Raw genomic sequence first — 15,038 nt, 5'->3', positions numbered from 1 at the left:
CGCCTAAGAGGCGGGCTGAATCCATATCAGAGGAGACATGGAGGAGACAGGTGTAACTATAGCGAATCGATTTCCGCATTGCAACATTTCCGTCGAGAAAATCAGGATTTTCCCTCGAATGCGCACTCTAGATCGCTAGTTCGACTCCGACCCCTTCTTGTTCTCCCTGTCGAGCACGCCTGCCAGCGCGTCGCGCAGCAGCGCGACCGGCCGCGTCAGGCGGCCCGGCAGCGCGCCGTGCACGACCCACACGTTGATCCGCGTCTCCAGCCCCGCCGTTTCCACCACCCTCAGCGCGTCGCGATGCGCGCTGCGCGCCAGCGCGTTCGGCGGCGCGATGCCGATGCCGGCGCCGCGCGCGACGAGCGACAGCTGCAACTCCGAACCGAACGCCTCGACCGCGACGTCGAACGGCAGCCCGGCCGCCCCGAGCGCACGGCTCAGCGCCGAACGCATCCCGCAGCCGTCCTGGCTCAGCACCCACGGGAAACGCGACAGCACGTCGAGCGACAGCGGGCCGTCCGGCAGCGGGAAATCGCGCGCGGCGACGAGCACCGTCGGCTGCGTGCCGAGCAGCGTGGCCGTCAGCGCGTCGGGCAGCGCCGCGCCGGCCGGCGCCATCACCGTCGCGACATCGAGCGTGCCGCGCTCGATGCCCTGCACGAGCGCCGGCGACCAGCCGGCCGTCACGCGCAGCGTGAGCCGCGGAAACGCGTCGCGCAGCCGGTCGATCGGCTGCTCGAGCGCCAGCTCGGACAGGAACGGCGGCACGCCGATGCGCAGTTCACCTGACGGCTCGCTGTCCGGTGCGCCGGCCGCCATCAATTCGTCGACCGCGCCCAGCACGTTGCGCGCGAGCGCATAGACGTCGCGGCCGGCGGCGGTCGGCTTCAGCGGCTTGCTCTGACGCTCGAGCAGCGGCATGCCCAGCAGCGTCTCGAGGTTCTGCACGCGCCGCGTGAGGCCCGGCTGCGTCAGATGAAGCTTCGCGGCGGCGGCGACCATCGACCCGCTGTCGACGACCGCGACGAACGCCTGGAGATCACGCGTATTCAAAGCAAACTCGCATAATCATGTTAGACATATTTCAATTGTCGCATAAACATCGGCCACCTACGATGGGGATTCCTTCGCTCTGCTCCCCAGGCTTCCGATGAACTGCCCTGCCGACTCCCACCCCGCCGCCGGTCGCTCCGCGCTCGGCGCACCGCCCGCGCTGAGCGCGGGCATGACGCTCTTCTTCGCCGCGACGGTCGGCGTGATCGTGATGGACCTGTTCGCCGCGCAGCCGCTGACCGGCCCGATCAGCGCCGACCTGCGGCTGCCGCCCGGCCTCACCGGGCTCGTCGCGACGCTGCCGCAGCTGGGCTACGCGGCCGGCCTCGTGCTGCTGGTGCCGCTCGTCGATCTGCTCGAGAACCGCCGCCTGATCGTCGTGACGCTCGTCGCGTGCGCAGCCGCGCTCGCGCTGCCGGCCTTCACGCGGTCCGGCACCGTGTTCCTGCTCGCGACGCTGGCCGCCGGCGCCGCGTCGAGCGTGATCCAGATGCTGGTGCCGATGGCCGCGTCGATGGCGCCCGAAGCGCAGCGCGGGCGCGCGGTCGGCAACGTGATGAGCGGGCTGATGCTCGGCATCCTGCTGTCGCGGCCGCTCGCGAGCCTGATCGCGGGCACGGCCGGCTGGCGCGCGTTCTACGCGCTGGCCGCGCTCGCGAATGCGGCGATCGCGGCGGTGCTCGCGCTGCGCTTGCCGCCACGCGTGCCGTCGGTGACGGCCAGCTATCGTGCGCTGCTCGCCTCGATGGGCCGCCTGCTGGCCGACGAACCGGTGCTGCGCCGGCATGCGCTGTCGGCCGCGCTCGCGATGGCCGCGTTCAGCGCGTTCTGGACCGCCGTCGGGCTGCGGCTCGCGCAGCCGCCGTTCGGCCTCGACCTGCACGGAATCGCGCTGTTCGCGTTCGCCGGCGCGAGCGGCGCGATCGTCACGCCGCTGGCCGGGCGCGCCGGCGATCGCGGCCATGGGCCGGCCGCGCAGCGCCTCGCCCACGTGACGATGCTCGCGGCGCTCACCGTGCTCGGCATCGCCGGCGCCGGCTGGTTCGGCTTCGATGCGCACGCGCATCGCGACGTCGCGCTGGCGCTGCTGGCCGGCGGCGCGGCGCTGCTCGATGCAGGCGTGATCGTCGACCAGACGATCGGCCGCAGGGAAATCAATTTGCTGAACCCGGCCGCGCGCGGGCGTCTGAACGGGCTGTTCGTCGGGCTTTTCTTCGTCGGCGGCGCGCTGGGCGCCGCGCTCGCGGGCAGCGCGTGGGCGTTGGGCGGGTGGAGCGCCGTGTGCGGTGTCGGCTTCGCGTTCGCAGGCGCGGCCGCCGCGTTCGGCGTGTCGGCCGGGCGCCGCAGCGGCATCACCGTGCGGCCGCGCGCGTGACGCGCTCCCGATGTGAAAACGCCCCGCCCTCTGACGAGGTGCGGGGCGTGCGGCGGGCCGCGCGGCCGGAATCAGTGGCGAACCAGCGCCATCATCGCGCCGAAGCCGACGAAGATGCCGCCCGTCAGCCGGTTGAAGACCTTTGCGACGCTCTGGCTCTTCAGCGTCGCGCCGATGCGCGTGCCGAACGACGCGTAGACGAGATACCAGCTCACCTCGATCACCGCGAACGTGACGACGAGGATGCCGAATTGCGGCAGCGTCGGCTCGGCTGCATTGATGAATTGCGGCAGCAGCGCGGCCGCGAACAGGATCGCCTTCGGGTTGCTGCCCGCGACCAGGAAACCATTGCGGAACAGCGTCCAGCGCGATGCCGACGCGCCCTGCGAAACGGCGTCGACGTCGCCGGCCGGCGCGTCGTCGATGCGGGCGCGCCACGCCTTCACGCCGAGATAAATCAGATAGGCCGCGCCCGCGAGGCGCAATCCATCGAACATCGCCGGCCATGCCTCGAGGACCGCCCCGAGCCCCGCCGCGGACACCGCCAGCATCAGCACCAGCGCGCTCAGGCAGCCAGCCATCGTCGCCGACGAGCGGCGCAGCCCGTGCCGCGCGCCGTGCGTCATCACGAGCAGCATGTTCGGACCCGGAATCGCCGACACGACGAACACCGTCGCCACGAAAAGCCACCACGTATGCAGGTTCATGACCGCCCCGACCGAAAGAGAAACGAAATGTCGATTATGCCGCGTGCGCGGCGTTGCTGTCGCGCGTCGGCTCAGCGGCCCGCGCGGCGCAGCGCGACTTCGCCGAGCACCGCGAAGTCCTGTTCGCCGCCGCCGTGCGCGAGCGCATCGAGCAGGCTGTCGCGCACGACGCTCGCCACCGGCAGCGGCACCGACACCGCGTCGCCGGCCTGCAGCGCGAGCCGCACGTCCTTCAGCCCGAGGCGCGCCTTGAAACGCGCGGGTTCGTAGCTGCGCTCGGCGATCATCCCGCCGTAGCCTTCGTAGACCGGCCCCGGAAACACGCTGTTCGTGATCACGTCGAGGAAATCGCGCATCGCGACGCCGTGCGCGCCGAGCAGCGCGGACGCCTCGCCGAGCGTCTCGATCGCCGACGCGAGCGTGAAGTTCGCCGCGATCTTCGCGACGTTCGCATGCTGCGGCAGCGAGCCGAACCGCCAGGTCTTCTGGCCGATCGCGTCGAACAGCGGCTGCACGCGGTCGATCGCCTCGGCCGGCCCGCCGGCCATGATCGTCAGGCGCGCGGCGGCCGCGACGTCCGGGCGCCCCATCACGGGCGCGGCGACGTACTGGAGGCCGCGCGACGCGTGGGCGTGCGCGAGCGATTCGGCGAGCGCGACCGACACCGTCGCCATGTTCACGTGGATCAGGCCGCGCGGCGCGTCGGCGAGCAGCGCATCGTCGAATACTTCGCGCGCGGCCGCATCGTCGGCGAGCATCGAGAACACGGCATCGCCGCGAAACGCATCGGCCGGCGTAGCGACGATCCGCGCGCCCAACGCGGCGAGCGGCTCGGCGCGCTCGCGCGACCGGTTCCAGACCCGCACGGCGTGCCCGGCCTTCAGCAGGTTCGTCGCGATCGCCTGCCCCATTTCGCCCAGTCCGATAAATCCAAGATCCATTTCCCGCTCCTTCGACCCGTGAAGCGGGGAGTTAAACACAGATGGCGGCGGCCTGCAGCCCCCCGCCACCGGCCGCGCGCGGTGCGATACTGCGCGCATGGCGACCGCGACCTTCCGCTTCCACGGCGAACTGAACGCGTTTCTCGCACGCGCGCAGCGCGAGTGCGCGTTCGCGCACGCGTTTGCGCGCGATGCGACGGTCAAGCACGCGGTCGAGTCGCTCGGCGTCCCGCATACGGAAATCGGCCGGCTCTGCGTGAACGGCGCGCCGGCCGCGCTCGACCGGCCGCTTGGCGACGGCGACCGTGTCGACATCCATCCGGAACGCGCGCGGCCGGCCACCGAATCGCCGCTGCTACAGCAGCAACCCGAGCGCTGGCGCTTCATCGCCGACGCGCATCTCGGCGGCCTCGCGCAGCTGCTGCGCCTCGCCGGCTTCGACACCTGCTACGACAACCACTACCGCGACGACGAACTCGTCGCGCTCGCCGCGCGCGAAGGCCGGATCGTGCTGACCCGCGACCGCGAGCTGCTGAAGCGCCGCGCGGTCGTACGCGGCTGCTACCTGCACGCGCAGCAGCCGGACGCGCAGTTGCACGAGCTGTTCGCGCGGCTCGACCTCGCGCCGCACATGCGCCCGTTCCGGCTGTGCCTGCGCTGCAACGCGCCGCTGCACGCGCTCGATGCGGCGGACGCCGCGCCGCGCGTGCCGCCCGGTGTCCGCCAGCGGCACCGGCGCTTTGCCGCGTGCGACGTGTGCCGGCGCGTGTTCTGGGAAGGGTCGCACTGGCGGCGCATGCGCGCGGTGGTCGACGCGATGCGCGCGCTGCCGCCCGTCGCGGCGGACGCACCGGACGCGTAAAAAAACCCCGCAGGCCGGAGCGTGCGGGGTTTCTCGACGGGCGGCCGGCGCTGCCGGCCCCGACGAAGCGTGCTTAGTTTGCTGCGCCTGCGTCGTTCGTGCCGGCTGCCGAAGCGGCTGCGGCCTTCGCCTTGCCCTTGGCCGAGCCGTGCTGCTTCAGTGCGTGCTTCGGCTTGGTGTGATCCTTCTTCATCGGTGCCGAGGCGGGAGCCATCGCGCCGCCGTCTACCGGCTGCGAAGCCTGTGCGAATGCCGAAACCGATGCGAGAGCGAGTGCTGCGGTCATGATCGAAGCGAGCGTCTTCTTCATTGTTCTTCCTTTAGCGGAGAAAAAATCAAACGTACCGGTAAGAGATGCGAGGCATCCGCATCGGGACATCAGTCGCGCCGGGTTGACGGTCGCCGCCGGGCGGGTCGGCTTTCGCCTCTTCGCCGCGGCAAATACTGACGCACTCGGTCCATAACGCACCGCCCGCACCGCGAGTTGACACGCTGCACCCAACCCTCGGGTTTCCCCCGACGTACGGGCTTGCGGCCCGCCCGACGCGCCGCCACGACCGGCGTCAATCGTCCGACAAACCGGCTCTCGCGCCCGCCGCGGCGACGCTATACTGGCGTCCTTCCGTCCCAACCGGAGCGCGGCCGGTCACACTACCGCCGCCGTCGCGAGGCGCCCAAATTGCCCGACCACAATCTGGACAAACTGAAAATCGACCGGCGTCCGATCGCGCCCGCGCCCCGCCGGCGCCGGTGGGTCCGCTATGCGGTCGCCGCCGTGCTCGTGATCGTCGCGATCGTCGCCGCGCTCGCGCTCACCGGCCGGCCGACAGTCGACACGACCTCCGTCACGTCCGCGTACCCGTACCAGAACGACACCCAGCTCAATGCGACCGGCTATGTCGTGCCGCAGCGCAAGGCGGCGGTCGCGTCGAAGGGCCAGGGGCGCGTCGAATGGCTCGGCGTGCTCGAAGGCACGCGCGTGAAGAAGGGCGAGATCATCGCGCGGCTCGAAAGCCGCGACGTGGAAGCCTCGCTGGCGCAGGCCCGCGCGCAGGTGCTGGTCTCCCGCGCGAACCTCGGCGTCGCGCAGGCGGAACTGAAGGACGCGCAGATCGCGCTGCGCCGCAGCGCCGTGCTCGCCCCGAAGGGCGCGGTGCCGGCCGCCCAGCTCGACACCGACACGGCCCGCGCGAACAAGGCGCGCGCGACGCTCGGCAGCGACCAGGCCGCGATCGCGTCCGCCGAAGCGAATGCGCAGGCCGCGCAGGTCGCGGTCGACCAGACGGTGATCCGCGCGCCGTTCGACGGCATCGTGCTCGCGAAGCACGCGAACGTCGGCGACAACATCACGCCGTTCTCGTCGGCGTCGGACAGCAAGGGCGCCGTCGTGACGATCGCCGACATGGACACGCTCGAGGTCGAGGCCGACGTCGCGGAATCGAACATCGCGAAGATCCGCGCGGAACAGCCGTGCGAGATCCAGCTCGACGCGCTGCCCGACATGCGCTTCGCGGGCCGCGTGTCGCGCATCGTGCCGACCGTCGACCGCTCGAAGGCGACGGTGCTCGTGAAGGTGCGCTTCGTCGACCGCGACGAGCGGGTGCTGCCCGACATGAGCGCGAAGATCGCGTTCCTGTCGAAGCCCGCGTCGGCGCAGGACCGCCAACCGGTGACGGCCGTGCAGGCGAGCGCCGTGGTGGAGCGCGACGGCCGGCCGGTCGTGTTCGTCGTGAAGGACGACACCGTGCGCGCAACGGCGGTGACGACCGGCACGCGGATCGGCGAACTCGTCGCGATTCGCGGCGTGAAGCCCGGCGACACGGTCGTGCTCGCGCCGGGCGCGAAGCTGAAGGACGGCGCGAAAGTGACCGTCGCGAAGAAGTAGCGTGGCGCGCGTGAACGACGCCTCGCCTCCCCTCGTCGAGATCAGCCACGTCGCGAAGTCGTACCGGCGCGGCAACCAGGTCGTGCCGGTGCTGACCGACATCACGCTCGACATCGGCGAAGGCGACTTCGTCGCGCTGATGGGGCCGTCGGGTTCCGGCAAGAGCACGCTGCTCAATCTCGTCGCCGGCATCGACCGGCCCGACAGCGGCGAGCTGCGCGTGGGCGGCCTCGACATCTCGCGGCTCGAGGAAGCGCAGCTGGCCGAATGGCGCGCGGCGAACGTCGGCTTCATCTTCCAGTTCTACAACCTGATGCCCGTACTCACCGCGTTCGAGAACGTCGAGCTGCCGCTGATGCTCACGCACCTGTCGCGCCGCGAACGGCGCGAGCGCGTCGAGCTGGTGCTCGACATGGTGAACCTCGGCGACCGGACCAGTCATTACCCGTCCGAGCTGTCGGGCGGCCAGCAGCAGCGCGTCGCGATCGCGCGCGCGCTGATCACCGATCCGGTGCTGATCGTCGCCGACGAGCCGACCGGCGACCTCGACCGCGCGTCGGCCAGCGACGTGCTCACGATGCTGCAGCGGCTGAACGCCGAGCTCGGCAAGACGATCATCATGGTGACCCACGATGCGCACGCGGCCGGCGCCGCGCAGTCGCTCGTGCATCTGGAAAAAGGGGAGCTGATCGATGGGCACGCCGTCTGACCGGCGGGAGCGCGCGCGATGTACGTGCTGAAGCTGATCGCGCGCAATGCGCTGCGGCACCGGCTGCGCACGCTCTTGACCGTGCTCGGGCTGACCATCGCGGTGCTGGCGTTCGGGCTGCTGCACACCGTGGTCGACGCGTGGTACGCGGGCGCGGCCGCCGCGTCGAGCGGCCGGCTCGTCACGCGCAACGCGATCTCGCTCGTGTTCCCGCTGCCGGTCAGCTACGAGAACCGGATCCGCGGCGTCGACGGCGTGACGGCCGTGGTTCGCTCGAACTGGTTCGGCGGCGTGTACCGCGACCCGAAGAACTTCTTCGCGAGCTTCGCGGTATCGGAAAACTATCTCGACCTGTATCCGGAATTCCTCCTGCCCGCGCAGCAGCGCGCCGACTACGACCGCGACCGCCGCGGCTGTCTGGTCGGGCGCCAGCTCGCGACGCAGTTCGGCTTCAAGGTCGGCGACGTGATCCCGCTGAAGGGCACGATCTATCCGGGCACGTGGGACTTCGTCGTGCGCGGCATTCTCGACGGCCGCGACGACTCGACGATCACGCGCCAGCTGGTGTTCCACTGGGACTACCTGAACGAGACGGTGCGCAAGCGCACGCCGAAGCAGGCCGATCAGGTCGGCGTGTTCGTGCTCGGCGTCGCGAATCCGGACGACGGCGCCGCGATCGCGCGCAACGTCGACGCGGTGTTCAAGAACTCGCTCGCCGAAACGCTGACCGAGACCGAGCAGGCGTTCCAGCTCGGCTTCGTCGCGATGTCGAACCAGATCATCGCGGCGATCCGCGTCGTGTCGTACGTGGTGATCCTGATCATCATGGCCGTGATGGCGAACGCGATGGCGATGAGCGCGCGTGAACGGACCGCCGAATACGCGACGCTGAAGGCGCTCGGCTTCGGCCCTGGCTTTCTCGCGCTGATCGTGTTCGGCGAATCGGTGGTGATCGCGGTGGCCGGCGGCGGGCTCGGGATACTCGCGACGCCGCCGGCCGCGAGCCTCTTCAAGCAGGCCGCGGGCGGCATCTTCCCGGTGTTCAAGGTATCGACCGAGACGATGGCGCTGCAGGCCGCATGCTCGATCGCGGTCGGCATCGCGGCCGCGCTCGTGCCGGCGTGGCAGGCCGCGCGCGTGCGCGTGGTCGAAGGCCTGCGGGCGATCGGCTAGGCGCGCTCATGGCGATTCCGTTGACCTACATCGCGCGCAACCTGTGGACCCGGCGGCTCACCACCGCCCTCACCGCGGGCGGGATGGCGCTCGTGATCTTCGTGTTCGCGACGGTGCAGATGCTCGATGCGGGGCTCACGAAGACACTCGTGTCGACCGGCGAGCCCGACAACGCCGTGGTGATCCGCAAGGGCGCCGAAACCGAGATCCAGAGTTCGATCGACCATCAGCAGGCCAACGCGCTCGAGATGCATCCGGCCGTCGCGCTCGGTCCCGACGGCCGGCCGCGGGTGTCGAAGGAAGCCGTCGTGCTGATCTCGCTCGTGAAGACGTCGACCGGCAAGCCGTCGAACGTCGTGATCCGCGGCGTGTCGCCGGCCGGCCTCGCACTGCGACCGCACGTGAAGCTCGTGGCCGGCCGCACGTTCGCGCCGGGTTCGTCGGAGATCGTCGTCGGCAGCGCGATCGCGAAAGGCTTCAGCGGCACCCAGCTCGGCGACAGCCTGCATTTCGCGCAGCGCGACTGGACCGTGGTCGGCGTGTTCGACGCCGGCGGCAGCGGCTTCGACTCGGAGATCTGGGGCGACGTCGACCAGCTGATGCAGTCGTTCCGGCGCACGAGCTACTCGTCGATGGTGCTGCGCATCCCGAGCGCCGACGGCTTCGCGCGCTTCAAGGCCGATATCGACGTCGACCCGCGGCTGACCGACGAGGCAAAGCGCGAACAGACTTTCTATGGCGACCAGTCGAAGGCGCTGTCGCGGTTCATCAACATTCTCGGCATCACGCTGTCGACGATCTTCTCGATCGCCGCGATGATCGGCGCGATGATCACGATGTACGCATCGGTCGCGAACCGCACCGCCGAAATCGGCACGCTGCGCGCGCTCGGCTTCAAGCGCATGAACGTGCTCGCCGCGTTCCTGCTGGAGGCGCTGCTGCTCGGCTTCGTCGGCGGCGTCGCGGGGCTCGCGTGCGCGTCGCTGATGGAGTTCGCGTCGTTCTCGACGACCAACTTCCAGACCTTCTCCGACCTGTCGTTCCGTTTCGTGCTGACGCCCGCGATCGTCGTGAAGACGCTGGTGTTCTCGCTGGTGATGGGCCTCGTCGGCGGGTTCCTGCCGGCGATGCGCGCCGCGCGGCTGAACATCGTCGACGCGCTGCGCGCGCGGTGACGCGCGCGGCCGCTCACGCCCGGCGCTCGCGCGGCACCCACGCGCCGTGGAAGCCGGCGGGCACGCGACGCGGCAGGTGCACCGTCGCGACCGGCGCCGCATCGATCGCGCGGGCATCGAGGATCACGACGTCGCTCGTATCCGTCGCCGCGCGGTAGACCACCACCAGCAGCCAGCCGTCGTCTTCGTCGGTACCGCCCGGGCGCTGCACGAACACCGGCTCGCCGTTCTGGTCGCCGGCCGGCACCGCGTAACGCGTCGTCGTGCCGCGCACGTGGTCGAAGCGCATCACGCCGCGCATTTCCGCGTTGTTCGGCTGCTCGACCGCATACAGATAGCGGTAGCCGCGCCCCGTCCTGCTTTCGTTGATGCGCGGCAGCTCGATGCCGCCGTCGGCGAGCGGCCCTTCGTCGACCAGCCCGTTCGCGGTATCGATCACGTAGCGCCACAGCTCGCCGAGCGGGTTGTCGGCAAAGCGGCCGGTGCGCGCGTCGAGCCGCAGGAACCACGGATAGCGAACCACGTCGAGCACGATGCACGACGCGTCGCAGTCGTACGCGTTCACGACGTGCTGGATGAAGCACGGCTCGATGCCGAACCAGCGCACGTCGCCGCCGTGGCGCGGGATCACGCCGATCCGTGCGTCGCGGTCGTCGTGCCAGCGCAGCGGCATCCGGTGCCCCTGCTTCAGCATCGCGAAGTCGTAGCCGACATTCAGGTCGAGCAGCAGGCTGCGGGTTTCGGTGATCGCGAGGTCGTGCATCATCGACGGCGCGCGCACGTCGACGGCGAGGTCGACGCGCTGCACGCCGTGCGCGTCCGCAACGCCATAGCGCAGCCACGGTTCGCGCCAGTCCGCGCGAAACAGGATCAGCTCGCCCGTCACCGGATCGACCTTCGGATGCGCGGTCATCGCGCCGCCAAGGGCCGCGTGCCGCGCGGGCGCGCCGAGCGTGTCGAGCGCGGCCGTGATCGCGAGCGGCGCGCCGCCTTCGGCCAGCGCCAGCAATTCGCCCGCGTGCTGCAGGAGGTTCACGTTCGGATTGGTGTCGGGCAGGTGCGGCGCCTGCGCGGGTGCATGCACGGCGGCCCAGCGCCGCGTGCGCGCCCAGCGGTTCCGGTAGCCGGCCGCGCGGCCGTTTTCGAATGCGATCGCATGCAGCATCGCCGCTTCCGGCCACCACGACAGTACGTCGTTCCCGTCGAAGCGGCCGCCCGGCGGATTCGGGCCGTTGCGCAGCAGCGTGCCGTCGAGTTCGGGCGGGATCGTGCCGGTCACGCGCAGCCCGACGACGTCGACTTCGTCGGCGACCGGCGCGATCGCACCCCGGTTCAGGTCGAATACGGTCATCGCATCGGCGCGCCGTCAGCAGTCTTCGGTCGACGGCGGCAGATCGCCGCGCGCCAGCGCGAGCGCATGGTCGCGCACGTCGTCCGGCCAGCCGGCGATCAGCTCGGCCAGCCGCGCGAGGTCGTTCGCATACAGCGCACGCGCGGCTTCCTCGAAACCCGGCAGGTCGCCCGCGATCGCGGACATGAAGTGGTACGCACGCGCTTGCGCGTCGCGACGCCGGTCGGCCGCCGCATGCGTGCGCCGCGCGTCCTCGACGAGCTTGCGCAGCGCGACCGACGCGCCGCCCGGCTGCGCGGCGAGCCAGTCCCAGTGACGCGGCAGCAACGTGACTTCGCGCGACACGACGCCGAGCTTCGGGCGGCCGCGGCCGCGTGGTTCGCCCTCGCCGGTCGGCTCGCCGGCGGGTGCGGACGCATCGGCTGGCGCCGCCGCGTATCGCGCGCGGACTTCGTCCGCCGTGCCGCGCAGGTCGAGGTCGATCGCGCGGCCGGTCGCGTCGTCGAAGATCAGGATCGTGCCGGGCGTTGCGTCGCCGGCAGCCTGCCGGACCGCAGGCGCGACCGTCGCGAGCGGACCCGACACGAGCCGCCGGTGGCCGTCGAAGGCCGTGTACGAAGGAAGGAGCGTGGAGAGTGTCATCGTGGTCGCCCGCAGGCTGGAATCAGAATGACGCTATTTTTATCCGGGTATAAATTGAATGTCAATATTATCCGGGTAAAAAATGTTGCTCGACGCGCCACCGATTGATTCAATTCCTGAATCGATCAAGTCAGCAATTGGCATGAAAGCGCAATATTCGCCATGACAGAATGATCCGGACGCCCCGACTCGCGGGGCATCGACATCCGGTCTCCGGCCGGCAATACCACCACGAAAAGACGCGCGCACCCGACGCGCCGCCGCACGACGGCACCTTCCGCCCTTCGGAGGAGACAGTCATGAATCCGCTTCACGCATTGCCGGCATCCGTGTCGGCAACGGCCCGGCGCACCCGCGTGCGCTGGCTCGTGCTGACCGTGCTGTTCGCGGTCACGACGATCAACTATGCGGATCGCGCGGCGATCGCGATCGCCGGCCCGGCGCTCGCCCGCGCCATGCACCTGAGCCATGTGCAGATGGGCTTCATCTTCTCGGCGTTCGGCTGGTCGTACGTGATCGCGCAACTGCCGGGCGGCTGGCTGCTCGATCGCTTCGGGTCGCGCATCGTCTATGCGTTCAGCATCTTCTTCTGGTCCCTGTTCACGCTGCTGCAGGGCGGCATCGGCTTCTTCAGCGGTGCGGCCGCGTTCGCGCTGCTGTTCGGGCTGCGCTTCCTGGTCGGTGCGGCCGAGGCGCCGTCGTTCCCGGCCAACAGCCGGATCGTGTCCACCTGGTTCCCGGCCGCCGAACGCGGCACCGCATCGGCAATCTTCAACGCCGCGCAGTACGCGGCGACCGTCGTGTTCGCGCCGCTGATGGGCTGGCTCGTGCACGCGTTCGGCTGGCAGTCGGTGTTCGCGGTGATGGGCGTGCTCGGCTTCGCGTTCGTGCTGGTGTGGAACCGCACGATGTACGACCCGAAGGCGCACCCGCGCGTCAACGATGCGGAGCTCGACTACCTCGCCGAAGGCGGCGCGCTCGTCAACATCGACCAGGCGACCGGCGCGCGCGACGGCGGCCCGTCGATGCGTCACGTGAAGGCCCTGCTGAGGAACCGGATGCTCGTCGGCGTGTACGTCGCGCAGTACTGCATCAACGCGCTCACCTACTTCTTCATCACGTGGTTTCCCGTCTATCTCGTGCAGGCGCGCGGTATGTCGATCCTCAACGCGGGGCTGGTCGCGTCGATCCCGGCCGTGTGCGGGTTCCTCGGCGGGATTCTCGGCGGCCTCGTGTCCGACGGGCTGCTCAAGCAGGGCCGGTCGCTGTCGGTCGCGCGCAAGGTGCCGATCGTGATCGGCATGCTGCTGTCGATGTCGATGATCGTCTGCAACTACACCGACTCGCACGTGCTTGTCGTGCTGTTCATGGCGCTGTCGTTCTTCGGCAAGGGCCTCGGCGCGCTCGGCTGGGCCGTCAACGCCGACACCGCGCCGCGCCAGATCGCCGGCCTGAGCGGCGCGCTGCTCAACACCTGCGGCAATCTTTCCAGCATCACGACGCCGATCGCGATCGGCTATATCGTCGACCGCAGCGGCTCGTTCAACGGCGCGCTGGTGTATGTCGTCGCGCACGCGCTCGTCGCCGTGATCTGCTATCTGTTCGTCGTCGGCGAAATTCGCCGCGTCGAGCTGAACTGAACTGAACGGCGCGGGCCGCGCCGGCGCGTCCGGCGGCCCGTGCATCACCGGAACCAGGAGCGAACCGATGTCCGAATCCCGCCGTGCCGGCACGCCGCGCGTCACGCGCATGCAGGTGATCCCCGTCGCCGGCCGCGACAGCATGCTGCTGAACCTGTGCGGCGCGCACGCGCCGTATTTCACGCGAAACCTCGTGATCCTCGACGACAGCAGCGGCCACACGGGCGTCGGCGAAGTGCCCGGCGGCGAAGGCATCCGGCATGCGCTCGAACGGATGACCGACCTCGTCGTCGGCCAGTCGATCGGGCGTTACCAGGCGACGCTCAACGCGGTGCGCGCGGCGCTGTCCGGCGCGGCGGCGGGCGCCGGCCGCACGATCCAGCACGAAGTGACGTCGGCCGGCGAGGCGGCCGTGCTGCGCCAGCCGCACGAGATCAACCTGCGGCTCGACAACGTGATCACCGCGATCGAGGCCGCGCTGCTGGACCTGCTCGGCCAGCATCTCGACGTGCCGGTCGCCGCGTTGCTCGGCGAAGGGCAGCAGCGCGACGCGGTGCCGATGCTCGCGTACCTGTTCTACATCGGCGAGCGGCGCCGCACCGACCTGCCGTATCGCGACGAAACGCAGGCAACCGATCCGTGGTTCCGCCTGCGCAACGAAGCCGCGCTCACGCCGGCCGCGATCGCGCAGCAGGCCGAGGCCGCGGTCGAACGCTACGGCTTCGCCGATTTCAAGCTGAAGGGCGGCGTGATGGCCGGCGCGGACGAGATGGAGGCGATCGCGGCGATCAAGGCGCGCTTTCCCGACGCCCGCGCGACGCTCGACCCGAACGGCGCGTGGTCGCTCGACGAAGCGGTCGCGCTGTGCCGCGGGCAAGGTCATCTGCTCGCGTACGCGGAGGACCCGTGTGGGCCGGAAGCCGGCTACTCGGGCCGCGAGGTGATGGCCGAGTTCCGGCGGGCGACCGGCATCCCGACCGCGACCAACATGATCGCGACCGACTGGCGGCAGATGGATCACGCGGTGCGGCTGCAGGCGGTCGACATCCCGCTCGCCGATCCGCACTTCTGGACGATGCAGGGTTCGGTGCGGCTCGCGCAGCTGTGCCGCGACTGGGGGCTCACGTGGGGTTCGCACTCGAACAATCACTTCGACGTGTCGCTCGCGATGTTCACGCACGCGGCCGCGGCGGCGCCCGGCACGATCACCGCGATCGACACGCACTGGATCTGGCAGGAAGGCGACGCGCGGCTCACGCGCGAACCGCTCGAGATCGTCGGCGGCCAGGTGGCCGTGCCCGAGCGGCCGGGGCTCGGGATCGAGCTCGACATGGCGCAGGTCGAGGCCGCGCATGCGCTGTATCGGGAGGTGGGCGGCACGGCGCGCGATGATGCGATGGCGATGCGGTATCTGGTGCCGGGGTGGACGTATGATCCGAAGCGGCCGAGTTTCGGGCGCGGGTGATGGCGGCTGCAGCCGGCCTCATGCGCAAACCGCGCGAGCCGGTCGCCGGCTCGGCGG

Annotated in this window: 14 protein-coding genes; 8 read left to right on the top strand and 6 right to left on the bottom strand. The window is 70.2% G+C overall.

What is annotated here, in order from left to right:
* Nucleotides 1-135: 135 nt before the first annotated feature.
* Nucleotides 136-1,056 (bottom strand): LysR family transcriptional regulator, encoded by a 921-nt coding sequence (locus ACP26O_RS01260; RefSeq protein ID WP_175665484.1) that lies wholly within the window; start codon nucleotides 1,054-1,056, stop codon nucleotides 136-138.
* Between the two features lie 97 nt (nucleotides 1,057-1,153).
* On the opposite strand from ACP26O_RS01260, the gene ACP26O_RS01255 reads away from it, so the two are divergent.
* Complete coding sequence (locus ACP26O_RS01255; RefSeq protein WP_175665485.1) at nucleotides 1,154-2,431, top strand: MFS transporter; 1,278 nt, start codon at nucleotides 1,154-1,156, stop codon at nucleotides 2,429-2,431.
* Between the two features lie 71 nt (nucleotides 2,432-2,502).
* Here ACP26O_RS01255 and ACP26O_RS01250 read toward each other — a convergent pair whose 3' ends face one another.
* Both ACP26O_RS01250 and ACP26O_RS01245 read right to left on the bottom strand, forming a co-directional pair.
* Nucleotides 2,503-3,138, bottom strand: coding sequence for a LysE family translocator (locus ACP26O_RS01250; protein WP_011655733.1), 636 nt, complete (start codon nucleotides 3,136-3,138; stop codon nucleotides 2,503-2,505).
* Nucleotides 3,139-3,209: 71 nt separating this feature from the next.
* Nucleotides 3,210-4,079: an NAD(P)-dependent oxidoreductase gene (locus ACP26O_RS01245; RefSeq protein ID WP_175661426.1), complete on the bottom strand. Its 870-nt coding sequence runs from the start codon at nucleotides 4,077-4,079 to the stop codon at nucleotides 3,210-3,212.
* 97 nt (nucleotides 4,080-4,176) lie between these two features.
* On the opposite strand from ACP26O_RS01245, the gene ACP26O_RS01240 reads away from it, so the two are divergent.
* Nucleotides 4,177-4,941: a Mut7-C RNAse domain-containing protein gene (locus ACP26O_RS01240; RefSeq protein WP_175665486.1), complete on the top strand. Its 765-nt coding sequence runs from the start codon at nucleotides 4,177-4,179 to the stop codon at nucleotides 4,939-4,941.
* Between the two features lie 73 nt (nucleotides 4,942-5,014).
* Here ACP26O_RS01240 and ACP26O_RS01235 read toward each other — a convergent pair whose 3' ends face one another.
* Nucleotides 5,015-5,251 (bottom strand): hypothetical protein, encoded by a 237-nt coding sequence (locus tag ACP26O_RS01235; RefSeq protein WP_105832044.1) that lies wholly within the window; start codon nucleotides 5,249-5,251, stop codon nucleotides 5,015-5,017.
* A gap of 369 nt (nucleotides 5,252-5,620) precedes the next feature.
* On the opposite strand from ACP26O_RS01235, the gene ACP26O_RS01230 reads away from it, so the two are divergent.
* From ACP26O_RS01230 to ACP26O_RS01215, 4 genes are read left to right on the top strand one after another with little or no spacing between them, the layout of a single operon-like run.
* A complete protein-coding gene (locus ACP26O_RS01230) occupies nucleotides 5,621-6,826 on the top strand; it encodes an efflux RND transporter periplasmic adaptor subunit (protein ID WP_175661423.1) in 1,206 nt (401 codons plus the stop codon).
* Nucleotides 6,827-6,836: 10 nt separating this feature from the next.
* Entirely contained in the window at nucleotides 6,837-7,535 is a 699-nt protein-coding gene (locus ACP26O_RS01225; RefSeq protein ID WP_175665487.1) for an ABC transporter ATP-binding protein, read from the top strand.
* An 18-nt stretch (nucleotides 7,536-7,553) separates the two neighbouring features.
* Nucleotides 7,554-8,708 carry an ABC transporter permease gene (locus tag ACP26O_RS01220; protein WP_175665488.1) on the top strand — a complete coding sequence of 385 codons (1,155 nt, stop codon included), beginning with the start codon at nucleotides 7,554-7,556 and terminating at the stop codon, nucleotides 8,706-8,708.
* Between the two features lie 8 nt (nucleotides 8,709-8,716).
* Nucleotides 8,717-9,883 (top strand): ABC transporter permease, encoded by a 1,167-nt coding sequence (locus ACP26O_RS01215; RefSeq protein WP_175665489.1) that lies wholly within the window; start codon nucleotides 8,717-8,719, stop codon nucleotides 9,881-9,883.
* 13 nt (nucleotides 9,884-9,896) lie between these two features.
* On the opposite strand, the gene ACP26O_RS01210 is transcribed toward ACP26O_RS01215, so the two are convergent.
* Together ACP26O_RS01210 and ACP26O_RS01205 are read right to left on the bottom strand one after the other, a co-directional pair.
* Nucleotides 9,897-11,234 (bottom strand): carotenoid oxygenase family protein, encoded by a 1,338-nt coding sequence (locus ACP26O_RS01210; protein WP_175665490.1) that lies wholly within the window; start codon nucleotides 11,232-11,234, stop codon nucleotides 9,897-9,899.
* A gap of 15 nt (nucleotides 11,235-11,249) precedes the next feature.
* Nucleotides 11,250-11,876, bottom strand: a complete 627-nt coding sequence (locus ACP26O_RS01205) for a DUF2239 family protein (RefSeq protein ID WP_175665491.1) — start codon at nucleotides 11,874-11,876, stop codon at nucleotides 11,250-11,252.
* 299 nt (nucleotides 11,877-12,175) lie between these two features.
* Between ACP26O_RS01205 and ACP26O_RS01200 the strand changes: the two genes are divergently transcribed.
* Together ACP26O_RS01200 and ACP26O_RS01195 are read left to right on the top strand one after the other, a co-directional pair.
* Nucleotides 12,176-13,516 carry an MFS transporter gene (locus ACP26O_RS01200; RefSeq protein WP_011655724.1) on the top strand — a complete coding sequence of 447 codons (1,341 nt, stop codon included), beginning with the start codon at nucleotides 12,176-12,178 and terminating at the stop codon, nucleotides 13,514-13,516.
* Between the two features lie 67 nt (nucleotides 13,517-13,583).
* Complete coding sequence (locus ACP26O_RS01195; protein ID WP_165750721.1) at nucleotides 13,584-14,981, top strand: enolase C-terminal domain-like protein; 1,398 nt, start codon at nucleotides 13,584-13,586, stop codon at nucleotides 14,979-14,981.
* Nucleotides 14,982-15,038 lie beyond the last annotated feature (57 nt).

This window comes from Burkholderia sp. R-40, from assembly GCF_049942845.1.
GTDB lineage: Bacteria > Pseudomonadota > Gammaproteobacteria > Burkholderiales > Burkholderiaceae > Burkholderia > Burkholderia ambifaria.
This window is presented reverse-complemented; position numbering and strand designations above follow the sequence as displayed.

What these genes read in the sequence shown, in the direction of transcription:
- ACP26O_RS01210 (WP_175665490.1), bottom strand. Translation starts at nt 11,234, where the DNA reads ATGACCGTATTCGACCTGAACCGGGGTGCGATCGCGCCGGTCGCCGAC.
- ACP26O_RS01215 (WP_175665489.1), top strand. Translation starts at nt 8,717, where the DNA reads ATGGCGATTCCGTTGACCTACATCGCGCGCAACCTGTGGACCCGGCGG.
- ACP26O_RS01255 (WP_175665485.1), top strand. Translation starts at nt 1,154, where the DNA reads ATGAACTGCCCTGCCGACTCCCACCCCGCCGCCGGTCGCTCCGCGCTC.
- ACP26O_RS01235 (WP_105832044.1), bottom strand. Translation starts at nt 5,251, where the DNA reads ATGAAGAAGACGCTCGCTTCGATCATGACCGCAGCACTCGCTCTCGCA.
- ACP26O_RS01220 (WP_175665488.1), top strand. Translation starts at nt 7,554, where the DNA reads ATGTACGTGCTGAAGCTGATCGCGCGCAATGCGCTGCGGCACCGGCTG.
- ACP26O_RS01250 (WP_011655733.1), bottom strand. Translation starts at nt 3,138, where the DNA reads ATGAACCTGCATACGTGGTGGCTTTTCGTGGCGACGGTGTTCGTCGTG.
- ACP26O_RS01245 (WP_175661426.1), bottom strand. Translation starts at nt 4,079, where the DNA reads ATGGATCTTGGATTTATCGGACTGGGCGAAATGGGGCAGGCGATCGCG.
- ACP26O_RS01205 (WP_175665491.1), bottom strand. Translation starts at nt 11,876, where the DNA reads ATGACACTCTCCACGCTCCTTCCTTCGTACACGGCCTTCGACGGCCAC.
- ACP26O_RS01195 (WP_165750721.1), top strand. Translation starts at nt 13,584, where the DNA reads ATGTCCGAATCCCGCCGTGCCGGCACGCCGCGCGTCACGCGCATGCAG.
- ACP26O_RS01240 (WP_175665486.1), top strand. Translation starts at nt 4,177, where the DNA reads ATGGCGACCGCGACCTTCCGCTTCCACGGCGAACTGAACGCGTTTCTC.
- ACP26O_RS01200 (WP_011655724.1), top strand. Translation starts at nt 12,176, where the DNA reads ATGAATCCGCTTCACGCATTGCCGGCATCCGTGTCGGCAACGGCCCGG.